The organism is Mycobacterium timonense (assembly GCF_025821985.1).
In the GTDB taxonomy this organism is placed as follows: Bacteria; Actinomycetota; Actinomycetes; order Mycobacteriales; family Mycobacteriaceae; genus Mycobacterium; species Mycobacterium avium.
This window is the reverse complement of record NZ_JACKSY010000118.1, coordinates 1-12,879: the sequence shown is the minus strand read 5'-3', so window position 1 is coordinate 12,879 and position 12,879 is coordinate 1. Positions and strand designations below refer to the sequence as shown.

The following is a 12,879-nucleotide window of genomic DNA, read 5'->3' as shown; positions in this document are numbered from 1 at the left end:
TCGCCGGACTCTGTCGGCAAGTCGAGTGGTGCGCGCGTCGAGATAGAGTAGCGACTCTCAAAGGCTCCATAGGGTGCCGATAAGAACTTAGCCCGCGTGGGGGTGAACGTCGTCCTGATCACCAAGCGACGGGTTGCTGTGGCCCAATAGCTCTCTTCGTCCGCGCGGCTCTCGGGCCACCAGTAGGGTGAGCTGCTCGCGACTGTTGATCCCGAGTTTGGTGAAAAGGCGATAGAGGTGCCCCTCCACCGTGCGCACCGAAATGACCAGCCGGTCGGCGATCTCGCGGTTGGACAGGCCGGCCGCCACCAGATTCACGATCTGACGTTCCCGTCCACTGAAGGGCAGCGGGCGCGCCGCCGCCTCGACCGCCGGCGTGTGCAGCTCGTACCGGCTGGCCAGCGCATGCGCCCAGGCCGACGATTCGAATTTCTTCCCGCGGTCGCCCCGACGGGCATGTTCGCCGGCCGCCTGAGCCGCCGCGTCGGCGGCGCACGCCAGGGCACCGAGGTCGGCGAATTGTTGCGCCGCGGCATCGAGCAGATCGCCGTCGCGTTGCGTCAGACCGCGGGCATGGTCCGCGGCCGCTTCGGCCAGCGGTGTATCCAGGATGCGAGCAAGCCGCTCCAACCGCGCGGTCTGTGAACGGTCGCCGAATCGCACCGCGGCATGGCGTGTGCGCATCTCCGCCGCGTGCATCCCGGCGGCGCGCGCTATCTCCGCCGCCTGCGTGGCATGGGTCGTGGCGGCCTGGGTGTCGCCGGCGGCGGCCCTTTCCCAGGCCCGGGCGAGCTCGAGTTCGGGGAGGAACACCGCCGCGTGCGGTCCGTAGGCCCGGTCCGCCCGCCATAACGCCGCGGCGGCCGCCGTGCTGTCGCCGCGCGCCCCCTCGGCCTGGGCTTGGAAGGCACCCACGACCACCAGCCAGGGCGACGGAAAACCCTTGGCGAACAAGGAGATCGAACGGGTGAACGCGGCGCAGGCCGCGGGGAATTCGCCGCGGGCCAGCCGGACGAGCCCGAGCATCGCGTCGACCATGGCCTCCGCGCCGGGAAGGCCTTCGGCCATCGCGGCGTAGCGCTTGTAGATCCGTTCGGCCGCGCGGTCGTCCCCGGCGTCCGTCGCCGCGATGATCTCGCTGATCCCGATGTTGAATCGATGCAATCCCATCCCGCACGACACGGCGGCACGCACCCCGATGTCGGCGATGCGGCCGACTTCGGAATAGCGGCCGGCCGCGGCCAACGCGGCGCAGGTCGGCACCGCCGCCCACGTCGTCGCCATCGGGACCGCATCGGATTCGCACAGGCCGGGCCCGAGCTCGGTCGTCGTCTCGACGTCGCCACGGAAGAAGGCCATGGACAGCTCGAGCGCGTCGATGAGGTGCAGGCCGGCTTCGGACGAAACACGCTTCTTCACGGTGTCGGCTTCGCGCCGGGCGGCTTCGGCGTCACCGCATCCCCAGAACAGGTTGGCGGCGCGCAGGCAGCCCCACCGCGCGATCAGCCAGTCGTCGTCGCCGTCGGGTTCGGCGTGGGCCAGCACGAAACCGGCTTCCTCGCCACGGCCCTGCCAACTCACCGCCTCGGCGAGGACCAACGCGGCCGGCAGGCCACCACCCCGATCGAGTGCGAACCTCGCGAGTTCCTCGCCCAGCTGCACGTTCGACATCGCCAGCGCGTCCCGCGCGGCTTCGGTGATCACGTCGAGGTCGGGCTCCATGTCGCTGTGCAGCATGAACTCCGCCAATCGGATCCGGCTTTGCAGATGGGGCAACCGCAGGTGTCGGCTCCCGGTCCGCTCATGCTTTTGCAGCGCTCGCGCCAGTTTGCCGTTGAGTTGGCGGGTGCGCACCATGCCGGCGTGGCGGGTCGCCGCTTCGCCGAGCATCGGGTGGGTCAGCTGTGCCACGGCGTGAGATCCGTCGGTCACCAACCGGATCAAGCCGCGGCGCTCCAGGGCCGCCACCGCCTCGGCATCACAGATGTCACGCAGTATGTCCCAGTTGAGTAAGCCGGCGGTGGCCAGAATCTCCACCACCTCGCGCTCCTCGGAACTCAGCGACTGCAGCCGGTACTCCAGAGCGTCGTGCAGTTCGCGATCCCCGCGCAGCGGTCCCCGCAGTTGCCAGCCTTCCGCGGTGCGGAACAGCGCCCCGGTGTCACGGCCCGCGGTCAGAAAGCCACGCAGCAGCAACGGGTTTCCGGAGCTGCGCTGCAGCAGCTCGTCGACCACCCGGGGATCGACCGGCCCGCCCAGCACCGTGCCGGCCAGCAGCTCGGTCTGTTCGCGGGTGAACGGATCGACGTGCACCGTCAGCAGCAGGCGCTCTTTCAACAACGCGGTCACCGCATCCAGCACCGGCTCGCCGGAGCGGATCGTCACGATCAGCCGCGCGCTGCGCCAGGCCGCGAGTTGGTTGACCAAGGTGGCCGACAACGGGTCGAGCAGTTGCGCGTCGTCGACCACGACCACCAAGTTCTTGTCCTGGCTCAAGGTATTGTGCGCCGCGGCCAGCATGACCGCGGGTTCGTTCACCGCCATGAGGCTGACGGCATGCGAGAACGCGCCCAGAGGCACGGCGGAGCCCGTCTGGGTGCCCAGCGCGAATCGGACGGTGCGCCCCGCAGACTCGACGGTCTTGGCCAGCATGCGCGCCAGCGTCGACTTGCCCACACCGGCGTCGCCGACCAACGCCACCCCGTGGAACTCCGCGTTGCTCAGCGCCGCCAGTGACCGGCGCAGCTCCGCCTCTCGGCCCACGATGGGCCACGACCCGACTTCCCCAGGCATCGGAAACCCCTAGCTGGTGTGGGAAAGCACTGGCGCGTTCGCGTTCCGCGAAGCCAGGCGCGAGCCCAGTGGAGCGCGTCCGAAATCCGCCTCGGGCCCACGTTCGACCCGAGCGGTAGCGGCCACGCGACGCTCTTGTGGCCGACGATCACGACGCGGCGGTCGACGCGACAGACCGTCTGGTGACGGCCCCGCGAGCCCACTCGTCGTATGCACCGGACTTACTCCTTCTAGGGTCCAGCAGTTGCCGAGAAATATACTCCCGGGCTAGACTTCACAGCAAATTTTGTGAGCCACCCTGTTTCGACGTCTGTGTTAATTATTGTTGCAGTTATACAGCTGTTTCATAGGCTCACGGGACGTACCAAGATCAATTTCTAGCAAACATCGACACAATTTGCGGTGACGTCGACACACGCCGCCTCGCAGCCTCATCGCCCGGTCCAGCTCCACGCTCGACATTCAACCGCGCGATACCGACAACAGAAATCGCCAATGCCGCCCGGCTGTGGATAACCGCCCCGAAGCGCCGCACTGTTCACCGGCGACTTGCCGAAACGGCGCCCTAGGCGTATGCACCGGACCCGTCTGCACCGGACCCGTCATCGAAACGCGCGGCACGAGCCGGCCGCTGTCGCTTCGGGTTCGCGTCCAGGCGCCCATCGAATGATATTGCGTGGCAGCCTCTTTCAGGACGGACCGAGGCGCATCGGCTACAGGGCCACTCCCAGGAGCGCATCGACGGCGCTTGCCACCAGCCGGGGCGCCGCGGTGTCGTGGCCGCCGTAGTCGAGCGCATCGGTGGTCCAACCATCAAGTGCGGCAAGCGCTTTAGGCGTGTTGAGGTCGTCAGCCAGGTATTGGCGCACTCGGGCGATCACGTCGGTGGCGTCCGGTCCGGCGGGCAGCGCGGTCGCGGTGCGCCAGCGCCGCAGCCGGGCGGTCGCCTCGTCGAGCACCTGGTCGCTCCAGTAGCGGTCCCCGCGGTAGTGCCCGGCCAGCAGGCCCAGCCGGATTGCCGCCGGCTCCACCCCACGGCCGCGCAACTGCGACACCAGCACCAGGTTGCCGCGGCTCTTGGACATCTTGTGCCCGTCCCAGCCGATCATCCCGGCGTGCACGTAGTGGCGGGCGAATCGCCGCTCGCCGCGCACGCATTCGGCGTGCGCGGCGGTGAATTCGTGATGCGGGAAGATCAGGTCACTGCCGCCGCCCTGGATGTCCAGGCCGCTGCCGATGCGGCTGAGCGCGATCGCCGCGCACTCGACGTGCCACCCCGGCCGGCCGTTGCCGAACGGTGAAGGCCAGCTGGGCTCGCCGGGCCGCGCCGCCCGCCACAGCAGGGCGTCGAGCGCGTCGGTCTTGCCGGGCCGCTGCGGGTCGCCGCCGCGCTCGGCGAACAGTCGCAGCATGGTCTCGCGGTCGTAGCCCGACTCGTAGCCGAACTGCAGCGTGGCGTCGGCGCGGTAGTAGATGTCGGGGAATTCGCCGTCGACGACATAGGCCGCGCCGGACGCCAGCATCTTCTCGACCAGCTCGACCACGTCGGCGATCGCCTCGGTCGCCCCGACGTAGTCGCGGGGCGCCAAGATGCGCAGCGCGGCCATGTCTTCGCGGAACAGCGACACCTCGCGCTCGGCCAGTGCCCGCCAGTCGATGCCGTCCCGCGCGGCGCGCTCCAACAGCGGATCGTCGACGTCGGTGACGTTCTGCACGTAGTGCACGTCGTGCCCGAGATCGAGCCACTGCCGGTAGATCAGGTCGAACGCCAAATAGGTTGCGGCGTGGCCCAGGTGGGTCGCGTCATAGGGGGTGATGCCGCAGACGTACATGGTGGCGGCCGAACCGGGCCCGGCGCCGGCCGCCACGGGGCGCACCTGCCGATCCGAGGTGTCGTACAGCCGAAGCTCGGGGCCGCGTCCCGGTAATTGGGGAACCTGTGGGGAGGACCACGACCGCATGACAATCAGCCTAGGCGGGGCCGCTGGGCGGGGCTGCGTCGCCCGCCGAGCGGCGCCCCGGCCGCGCTATCACCCCCGCCCGATTTGTGGTTTGCTGGGTCGGGTATCGAGCAAATCCGATCGAGGCCGCCGAACGGGGTGGTTGTCATGTCGACCGACACAAACTGACCGAACCGGCACCGCGGGCCCGGCCACTCCCCAAGAAATCGTCGTCACCTGCCCTGCCGCCGGACAGGTCGTGGGCCGCGTCCCGGTGGCGGGCCCCGCCGCAGTCGAGGCGGTGGCCGCCCGGCTGCGGGCCGCGCACCCGCGGTGGCAGCAAATGGGGGTCGGCGGCCGTGCCCGGTGGCTGGGCAAGTGGCGGGACTGGATGCTCGATCACCTAGCGCCACGCGTCGCGGATCGCGCCCAGCAGCACGGGCGCCAGCTCGGCGCGGCACATGACGAAGTCCGGCAGGTAGGGGTCGAGCTGGTTGTAGCGCATCGGCGAACCGTCCAGCCGCGATGCGTGCATCCCGGCGGCCATCACCACCCCGGCCGGGGCGGCCGAGTCCCACTCCCACTGACCCCCGGCGTGCAGATAGGCGTCGACCACGCCGTCGATGATCGCCATCGCCTTGGCGCCGGCCGAACCGATCGCGACGGGCTGGATGGGCAACCGCTGGCGCATCCGGTGCAAAACGGCGGGTGGCCGGGTGGCGCTGACGGCGATGCGGATGGTGTCGGTGACGCCGACGCGCGCGGCTCTGGCGGTGACGGTGTCGCTGCGGTAGACGATGTTGCCGCGGGCCGGCAATGACACCGCGGCGTCGGTGATCTCGCGCCGGCCGTTGGTCGGGCGCTGCCACAGCGCGACGTGCACGGCCCAGTCGTCGCGGCCCGGCGTGGAGAACTCGCGCGTGCCGTCCAGCGGGTCGATGATCCACACCCGGTCGTGCTGCAGCCGGGACAGGTCGTCGTAGGCCTCCTCGCTGAGCACGGCATCGTCCGGCCGCTCGGCCTGCAACCGTCCCAGGATCAGCGCATTCGCCAGGCTGTCGCCCGCGTCGCCGAGCGCCCACGGATAGCCGAAGCCGACCTCGTCGCGGACCTTCAGCAGCAATTCCCCCGCTTCGGCGGCGAGATCGGCGGCCAGCGCGGCGTCGGTCATCTCGTCCGACGGGTTGCGGGGGGTCACCGCTTCAGTATCGCCGACGGCGGCGCCCGGCCGGAAAAGCCCGGAAAAGCCCGAAAAGCCTAGAAGGCCGGCCACGGGATCGGGCGATGCCGGTTGGGGCCGGGCATCACCGGATTGTCCAGCAGCGCGTGCGCGCGCAGGCGCAGCGCGGCGATCTCCGCCCGGGTGATCTGCTCGGCCAGTTCGTCGCCGAACGGGCCGGTGAGCGCCTCGGCCAGGCAGGCGACGGCGGCCAGGGTGTCGTCGTCGACTGGCTTGCCGGCCCAGCCCCACAACACCGTCCGCAGCTTGTTCTCCACGTGCAGGCACACCCCGTGGTCGACGCCGTAGACCCGGCCGTCGACGCCGCACAGGATGTGCCCGCCCTTGCGGTCGGCGTTGTTGACCAGCACGTCGAACACGGCCATCCGGCGCAGCCGAGGGTCGTCGGCGTGCATCAGCACCACCTCGTCGCCGGCGTAGTCGTAAGCGCGCAGCACCGGCAGGTAGCCCGGTGGCGAGGCGCCGACGGGGAACAGGTCGACCAGGTCCGGTCCCGGATGGGGCTGTTCAGCACCCGACTCGCCGGCCTCACTGACCTCACCGACCGCATCGCCGGGTTGCCGCACCCACAGCTGCAGCATGCCGGGACCGGCCGGGCCGTCCCGAATCACCGTGTAGGGCACCAGGTTCCAGCCCAGCTGCGTGGACACCAGGTAGGCGCCCAGTTCGCGGCCGGCCAGGGTTCCGTCGGGAAAGTCCCACAGCGGCGCCTCTCCCGCGACCGGCTTGTAGACGCAGTGCACGGCGCGGTCGCCGAGCGTCGCCTCGCACAAGAAGGTGGCGTTGCTGGCCGAGCGGATCCGTCCGATGACCGTCAGCTCGCCGTCGCGCAACACCTCACGGTCGTCATATCTCGGGGTCATCGTCAGACCCGAGCAGCGCGCTGCGCCGATAGCCGTTGGCGCGTGCGCAGATATGGCCCTCCGGGTCCAGTGGTTCGTCGCACAGCGGGCACGGCGGACGGCCTGCCGAGATCACCCGGTTGGAGCGGGTGGCGAATTGCCGCGCCGACTCCGGCGTCAGGAACACCCGCACCGCGTCGGGGCCCTCCTCGGTGTCGTCGAGCACCACCGAGGCGTCGAACTCCGCGTCGGTGACGGCCAGCAGCTCGACCACCACGGTCTGCGCCTCGGAGTCCCAGCCCAGACCCATGGTGCCGACCCGAAATTCGGCGTCCACCGGCGTGATCAACGGGTTCAGGTCCTCGACCTCGTCGGGCTCCGGCGGCACCGGCGTGCCGAACCTGCGGTTCACCTCCAGCAGCAGCGCGCCGATCCGTTCGGCGAGCACCGCAACCTGCTGCTTCTCCAAGATCACCGACACCACCCGGGAGTCGTGCACCGCCTGGATGTAGAAGGTGCGGTTTCCCGGCTGGCCAACGGTCCCGGCCACGAAGCGGTCGGGTGTGCGGAAGACGTGAATTGCGCGGGCCATGGCAACCTCCAAAATACCGGCTGCCGCCATCGCTGTGCGATCCGATCGAGGTGGCAGCCGAATTAATCCGTCGAACCACCGACCACCGCGTCGCTGGACTGCACCGAGGTCGCCGGCGCCGCCTGCGATTCGCCGTTGGACTTAGGATCCGTGTGCGCTTTGTCGCCTGTGTCGTGGTCTTGGTCGTCGTGTTGGTCGTCGTGTTGGTCGTGGTGCTGGTCTGGTGGCGGCGCCGGTCCGGCCCGCAGCGGCGCGGACAGCCGCGCGCCGGTGTGGTTGACGTGCAACACAAACGGGCGCAGCTCGGTGTACCGGATCACGCTGATCGACGCCGGGTCGGCGGTGACCCGCTGGAAGCCGTCCAGGTGGATGCCGTACGCGTCGGCGATCACCGCCTTGATGACGTCGCCGTGTGTGCACGCCACCCACAGCGCGTCGGCGCCATGCTCTGCCGCCAGCCGCCGATCGTGTTCCCGGACCGCCGCAACCGCGCGCGCCTGCACCTGCGCCAGGCCCTCACCGCCGGGGAATACCGCCGCGCTGGGGTGGGCCTGCACCACCTTCCACAAGGGCTCGCTCACCAACTCGCCGATCTTGCGGCCCGTCCATTCGCCGTAGTCCACTTCGGCGAGCCGGTCGTCGACGAGCGGCGCCAGACACAGCGTGTCGGCCAGCGGCTCGAGGGTGCGGCGGCAGCGCAGCAGCGGCGAACTGATCAGCGCCCGGATCGGCAGGTCACCGATCCGGTCGATCAGGCCGGCGGCTTGTTCGCGGCCCTTGTCGTCGAGGTCGACGCCCTCGGAACGGCCGGCGAGCACGCCCGCGGTGTTCGAGGTGGAGCGGCCGTGTCGTAACAGGATGACGGTCATGTCGACCCCGACGCTACCCGGTGGGCGGCGCCCGGACCCGAAACGACTACCGGGAGACGGGCTCGGCGTGGGCCACGGAGTCGCGCACCGCAGCGGTCAAGCTGCGTTCGTCGGTGAGGTCGATGTCGACCAGGCTGCGGACTGCGGTGGCGACCACGTCTTCGGCCTGCGGAACGGGCCCGGCCAGGCGCGGCCGGTAAACCTCGACGACTAGTGAGCGGTTTTCGATATGGAACGAAAAACTGCGTCCATCTCCGACTTGTCCATATCCGCTAGCGAAAATTCCTGTCGACATGTCTTCGACAGCAAACTCTTTCTGCGCCATATGACGGTCAGCGGTGACGGCCATAGGCCGACCATACCTCGCCGCCGGGCCCGGACGCAGGCAGCAGGGCCCGGTTGGATGCGAAACCGTTCCCTAGAATTTGTCTTGTCCCGCCGTCGCACCCAGGGAAACCCATTGCTGTTACCACACGCGCCGCTCCGGCGAGGGCGCCACAAGCTGGCGATTCAAGGCTGCATTTGGGGTGTCGCGCTTTTGCTGAGCGGGTGTTCGTCGAATCCGCTGCGCGGCGCGCCCCCGACCATCGAACCCGCGGGCGCGGCCGTGTCGCCGCCGTCAGCGCAGCAGCCGGCCGGGTCGGTGCGGCCACTGGCCGCGCACGCCGCGGCGGCGGTGTTCGACGCCGGTACCCACCAGCTGGCGGTGCTGGCCGCGGCTTCCGATCCGGCCAGCGTCACCCTGTTCGGCGACCCGCAGGTCCCGCCGCGGGTCGCCGCCCTGCCCGGCCCGGCGACCGCGTTGACCGGCGACGGCCGCGGCACGGTCTATCTGGCCACCCGCGGCGGCTACTTCGTGCTGGATCTGGCCACCGGCCGCGTCGTGCGGGTGGGCGTCGCCGATGCGGCGCAGACCGAGTTCACCGCGGTGGCCCAACGCGCCGACGGCACGCTGGTGTTGGGCAGCGCCGACGGCGCCGTCTACACGCTGGCCTCCCCGACGCCGGCCGTGCCTACCACTGGGTCTACCGCGGCCGTCGCCAACCGGAGCAAGATCTTCGCGCGGGTCGATTCGCTTGTCACCCAAGGCAATACGACGGTGGTGCTGGACCGCGGGCAGACCTCGGTGACCACGATCGGCGCCGACGGCCGGGCCCAGCAGGCGCTGCGGGCCGGCCGGGGCGCCACCACCATGGCCGCCGACGCGGCGGGCCGGGTGCTGGTGGCCGACACCCGCGGCGGCCAGTTGCTGGTGTACGGCGTGGATCCGCTGATCCTGCGCCAGGCCTACCCGGTTCCTCAGGCGCCCTACGGCCTGGCCGGTTCCCGCGCGTTAGCCTGGGTTTCGCAGACCGTTTCCAATATCGTCATTGGTTACGATCTGTCCACCGGAATTCCCGTCGAAAAGGTGCGTTACCCGACCGTGCAGCAACCGAACTCCCTGGCCTTCGATGAAGCGTCGGACACCCTGTACGTGGTGTCCGGGTCCGGCGCGGGAGTTCAGGTGATCGACCACGCGGCGGGTAAACGTTGACGGCGGCGCGGCGCGCCCGTTTGCCCGCGGGCTGGGACAGCGAGCTGTCCGATGAATACGAGTGGGTGCCGCTGCGTCTGCCGCCGGAGGTGACCCGGGTCAGCGCGTCCACCCGGTTGTCCATCGAGGCCGAATACCGCGGCTGGGAGTTGACCAGGGTGCGGCTGTACACCGACGGCAGCAGGCGAGTGTTGTTGCGCCGCAAGAAATCTCGCGTGGATGCTGGCGGCTTCGAGGGGCGGCGGCCCGACCAGCCGCAACTGTGAGCGGGGCGCCCCCGGCACCGCGCGGCGGCGGCCATCGCTGGTATGGCGTAGCGCGGCAACTGTTTTTCCTGGTACCCGCCGAGCGGATTCACACGCTGGTGTTCGCCCTGCTGCGCGGCGTCACGGCCGTCGGCTGGCCCCGGCGACTGCTGCGCCGACTGCTGGCTCCGACGGATCCGGTGCTGGCCAGCACGGTGTTCGGGTTGCGCTTCCCGGGGCCGCTGGGGCTGGCGGCCGGCTTCGACAAGGACGGGCTGGGGCTGCACGCCTGGGGCGCGCTGGGTTTCGGATATGCCGAGATCGGCACCGTCACCGCCGGCCCCCAGCCCGGCAATCCGGCGCCGCGGCTGTTCCGGCTGCCCGCCGACCGGGCGCTGCTGAACCGGATGGGCTTCAACAATCTCGGCGCCGGCGCGCTGGCGGTGCGGCTCGCCCGCCGACAGCCCGACATCCCGATCGGGGTCAACATCGGCAAGACCAAAGCGACGCCGCCGGATCAGGCGGTCGACGACTACCGGGCCAGCGCGCGGCTGCTCGGCCCGCTGGCGTCGTATCTGGTGGTCAACGTCAGCTCGCCGAACACGCCCGGGCTGCGCGATCTGCAGGCGGTGGGGTCGCTGCGGCCGATCCTGGCGGCCGTTCTCGCCGAGACGTCCACACCGGTGCTGGTGAAGATCGCGCCGGATCTGTCCGACTCCGACGTCGACGACATCGCGGACCTGGCCGTCGAACTCGGCCTGGCCGGCATCGTCGCCACCAACACCACGGTGTCGCGGGACGGCCTGCGCACCGCGGGGGTCGACGAGCTGGGTGCCGGCGGCATCTCCGGGCCGCCGGTGGGGCGCCGCGCGGTCGAGGTGTTGCACCGGCTCTACGGCCGAGTCGGCGATCGCCTGGTGCTGATCAGTGTCGGCGGCATCGAGACCGCCGACCACGCCTGGGAGCGGATCACCGCGGGCGCCTCCCTGCTGCAGGGCTACACGGGCTTCGTCTACGGAGGAGGCTTGTGGGCCAAGCAGATTCACGACGGCATCGCGCAGCGGCTGCGCGATGGCGGGTTCGCCTCGCTGCGCGACGCCGTCGGGTCGGCGGCGCGCGAATCGGGTTGACTCACGCGGCGCCGTCCTCCTCGTCGGCTCCGTCTTGTTGGTCAGCCTGATCTTGCTGGTCTTCGGTGTCGCACAGCATGTCCTCGGGGTGGTGAAACGAGTTCACCCGTGGCTGACCACGCTCCAGATGCGGTGGTGGGATCCACTCGGTCTCGCCTCGGCCGTTCTTGCGGGTGATCCAGCCCTGCTCGGCCAGCGGGTGATGGCCGCCGCAGGCGAAGGTCAGTTGGTCGATGTCGGTGCGGCCGCATTTGGCGTAACCGGTGACATGCGGTCTCGCCTCGGCCGTTCTTGCGGGTGATCCAGCCCTGCTCGGCCAGCGGGTGATGGCCGCCGCAGGCGAAGGTCAGTTGGTCGATGTCGGTGCGGCCGCATTTGGCGTAACCGGTGACATGATGGACTTCGCAGTAATAGCCCGAAACGTCGCAGCCCGGGTGCGAACAGCCACGGTCCTTGGCGTACAAGACAATTCGCTGCCCCGGCGAGGCCAGGCGTTTCGTGTGGTACAGCGCCAGCGGCTTGCCGTTGTCGAAGACGGCGAGGTAATGGTGGGCGTGGCGGGCCAGCCGGATCACATCGGACATCGGCAGCAGGGTGCCGCCACCCGTCAGCCCCTTACCGGCCGCGGACTCGAGGTCCCGCAGGGTGGTGGTGACGACGATCGATGCCGGTAACCCGTTGTGCTGCCCCAGCTTTCCGCCGGCCAGCAGCGCACGAAGGGCCGCGTTGAGGCCGTCGTGGTTGCGCTGGGCCGCGCTGCGGCTGTCGCGCTGGATTGCCTCCTGGCCGGGCTGCCCGTCGATGACGGGTGCTGGATCGTCGGGGTTGCACATCCCCGGGGCGGCCAGCTTGGCCAGCACCGCTTCCCAGCCGGCGCGCGCCTCCGGGGTCAGCCAGCCGCTCAGCCGGGACATGCCGTCGGCCTGCTGGTTGCCCAGGACCAGCCCGCGCGCCCGCGCCCGGTCTTCGTCGCTGTAGCGGCCGTCGGGGTTGAGGCAGTCCATCAGCCGGCGGGCCAGCTTGGACAGTTGATCCGGCCGGAACTGGGTTGCCTGGGCGGCCAGTTGCCGTTCGGCGTGCTCGCAGGTCTCGAGGTCCACCGCCTCCGGCAGCTGGTCGAAGAACTGCCGGATCACCGCCACGTGGTCGGTGCCGATCGCCCCGTCGCGCTGGGCCGCCGCCGTGGCGGGCAGCAGCGGCGGCAACGGCTCGCCGGTCAGCGCCCGGCGCGGGCCCAGGTCGGCCGCCTCGGCGATCCGGCGACTCGCGTCGCTGCGAGTGATGTGCAGCCGCTCGGCCAACGCGAACGACAGCCTGCCGCCGAGTTCGGTGGGATCCGACTGCTCGGCAAGCTGGTTGATCAGCTGGTGCCCGGGCACCCGCAGCCGGCGCATCTCGCGTTCGAAGATCTCCAGCAACCGCAGCCGCTCCGGCGTGGTCAGCGCGTCGTACGAGTGCCCGAGCACGCGGGAGACCGCGGCGCGCAGCGCGTCGACGTCCGCCCGGATCTCCTCCCGAGTGCTCGAATGCATGTTCGAAACATTACGGCGGGCCTACGACAAAAACCGCCCGCGTTGACTCATCCGAAATGCGCGCGAAAGGCCCCGAAATGCGTCTTCGTTGCCTCACTCGAGATGCGCGCGTACGGCGCGCCTACCTGATCGGTCAGCCATGACCTCAGTAGGCCCGATTGA

Annotated in this window: 10 protein-coding genes and 3 pseudogenes; 4 read left to right on the top strand and 9 right to left on the bottom strand. The window is 70.0% G+C overall.

Annotated elements, in window-relative coordinates:
- Positions 1–87: 87 nt before the first annotated feature.
- Both H7I87_RS28375 and mshC read right to left on the bottom strand, forming a co-directional pair.
- A complete protein-coding gene (locus H7I87_RS28375; protein WP_033726871.1) occupies positions 88–2,763 on the bottom strand; it encodes a helix-turn-helix transcriptional regulator in 2,676 nt (891 codons plus the stop codon).
- A 743-nt stretch (positions 2,764–3,506) separates the two neighbouring features.
- Positions 3,507–4,754: a cysteine--1-D-myo-inosityl 2-amino-2-deoxy-alpha-D-glucopyranoside ligase gene (gene mshC, locus H7I87_RS28370; RefSeq protein WP_023869076.1), complete on the bottom strand. Its 1,248-nt coding sequence runs from the start codon at positions 4,752–4,754 to the stop codon at positions 3,507–3,509.
- Between mshC and H7I87_RS28365 the strand changes: the two are divergent.
- Positions 4,753–5,154 (top strand): annotated as a pseudogene (locus H7I87_RS28365) (aldehyde dehydrogenase family protein); the annotation flags it as partial. The gene mshC and the pseudogene H7I87_RS28365 sit on opposite strands and share 2 nt — an antisense overlap.
- On the opposite strand, the gene H7I87_RS28360 reads toward H7I87_RS28365, so the two are convergent.
- The 5 genes from H7I87_RS28360 to H7I87_RS28340 form a co-directional block, all read right to left on the bottom strand.
- Positions 5,137–5,904: a 3'(2'),5'-bisphosphate nucleotidase CysQ gene (locus H7I87_RS28360; RefSeq protein ID WP_033726882.1), complete on the bottom strand. Its 768-nt coding sequence runs from the start codon at positions 5,902–5,904 to the stop codon at positions 5,137–5,139. The pseudogene H7I87_RS28365 and the gene H7I87_RS28360 overlap by 18 nt on opposite strands.
- An 86-nt stretch (positions 5,905–5,990) precedes the next feature.
- Positions 5,991–6,836, bottom strand: a complete 846-nt coding sequence (locus tag H7I87_RS28355; protein WP_033726870.1) for an SCO1664 family protein — start codon at positions 6,834–6,836, stop codon at positions 5,991–5,993.
- Positions 6,820–7,407 (bottom strand): DUF3090 domain-containing protein, encoded by a 588-nt coding sequence (locus H7I87_RS28350; protein WP_003872205.1) that lies wholly within the window; start codon positions 7,405–7,407, stop codon positions 6,820–6,822. Before H7I87_RS28350 ends, H7I87_RS28355 begins: the two co-directional genes overlap by 17 nt.
- A 62-nt stretch (positions 7,408–7,469) precedes the next feature.
- A complete protein-coding gene (locus tag H7I87_RS28345; RefSeq protein WP_033726869.1) occupies positions 7,470–8,276 on the bottom strand; it encodes a histidine phosphatase family protein in 807 nt (268 codons plus the stop codon).
- 46 nt (positions 8,277–8,322) lie between these two features.
- The gene (locus H7I87_RS28340) at positions 8,323–8,625 is read right to left on the bottom strand and encodes a hypothetical protein (RefSeq protein ID WP_003872207.1); all 303 of its coding nucleotides are present in this window, start codon (positions 8,623–8,625) and stop codon (positions 8,323–8,325) included.
- A gap of 81 nt (positions 8,626–8,706) precedes the next feature.
- Between H7I87_RS28340 and H7I87_RS28335 the strand changes: the two genes are divergently transcribed.
- From H7I87_RS28335 to H7I87_RS28325, 3 genes are read left to right on the top strand one after another with little or no spacing between them, the layout of a single operon-like run.
- On the top strand, positions 8,707–9,810 hold the full coding sequence (locus H7I87_RS28335) for a YncE family protein (RefSeq protein WP_224125959.1): 1,104 nt from the start codon (positions 8,707–8,709) through the stop codon (positions 9,808–9,810).
- On the top strand, positions 9,807–10,076 hold the full coding sequence (locus H7I87_RS28330) for a DUF5703 family protein (protein WP_003872209.1): 270 nt from the start codon (positions 9,807–9,809) through the stop codon (positions 10,074–10,076). Before H7I87_RS28335 ends, H7I87_RS28330 begins: the two co-directional genes overlap by 4 nt.
- Positions 10,073–11,185 carry a quinone-dependent dihydroorotate dehydrogenase gene (locus H7I87_RS28325; RefSeq protein ID WP_033726867.1) on the top strand — a complete coding sequence of 371 codons (1,113 nt, stop codon included), beginning with the start codon at positions 10,073–10,075 and terminating at the stop codon, positions 11,183–11,185. Before H7I87_RS28330 ends, H7I87_RS28325 begins: the two co-directional genes overlap by 4 nt.
- Before the next feature lies 1 nt (position 11,186).
- Here the strand turns inward: H7I87_RS28325 and H7I87_RS29085 are convergent.
- Together H7I87_RS29085 and H7I87_RS28320 are read right to left on the bottom strand one after the other, a co-directional pair.
- Positions 11,187–11,456, bottom strand: a pseudogene (locus tag H7I87_RS29085) (HNH endonuclease signature motif containing protein); the annotation flags it as partial.
- A gap of 19 nt (positions 11,457–11,475) precedes the next feature.
- A pseudogene (locus H7I87_RS28320) lies at positions 11,476–12,717 on the bottom strand (HNH endonuclease signature motif containing protein); the annotation flags it as partial.
- Positions 12,718–12,879 lie beyond the last annotated feature (162 nt).